This window comes from Streptomyces sp. AC627_RSS907 (assembly GCF_019049165.1).
On record NZ_JAGMUE010000276.1, the window covers coordinates 1 to 550 of the forward strand.

Genomic DNA, 550 nt, shown 5'->3' on the forward strand with positions numbered 1-550 from the left:
CTGGGGCCTGGCCGGCGGCGAGGGTGCCGGGGCCGGCGCCGCCGCCCCGTCCCCCGCCCCGTACGTCGTCGCGCACGACTTCGGCGGCTGTGTCGCGCTCCGCGCCCATCTGCTGCACGGCGCCGCCTACCGGGCGCTGGCGCTCGTGGACGCCGTGGCGCTGGCCCCGTGGGGCACGCCCACGTACCGGCTCCTGGGCGAGAACGCCGCGGTCTTCGAGCAGTTGCCGCCCGCCCTGCACCGGGCGATGGTCCGCGAGTACGTCGCCTCCGCCAGCGCGCCGGGGCTGCGTCCCGACGTCCTGGACCGCCTGGTCGCCCCGTGGTGCGGCCCGGCGGGGCAGCCCGCCTTCTACCGGCAGATCGCCCAGAACGACCAGCGGTTCACCGACGAGATCCAGGGCCGGTACGGCGAGCTGCGGTTGCCGGTGCTGGTGTGTTGGGGCGCCGACGACGCGTGGATTCCGGTCGCCAAGGGGCACGAGCTGGCCGCGCTCGTCCCCGGGGCGCGCCTCCGGCTCATCGAGGGCGCGGGCCACTTGGTCCAGGAG

The 550-nt window shown here is 77.1% G+C and carries 1 protein-coding gene; it reads left to right on the forward strand.

The genetic code is table 11. The features are described 5' to 3' along the window. The coding region (locus tag KUM32_RS33255) for an alpha/beta fold hydrolase (RefSeq protein ID WP_217145644.1) at positions 1-550 on the forward strand (550 nt) is incomplete at both ends.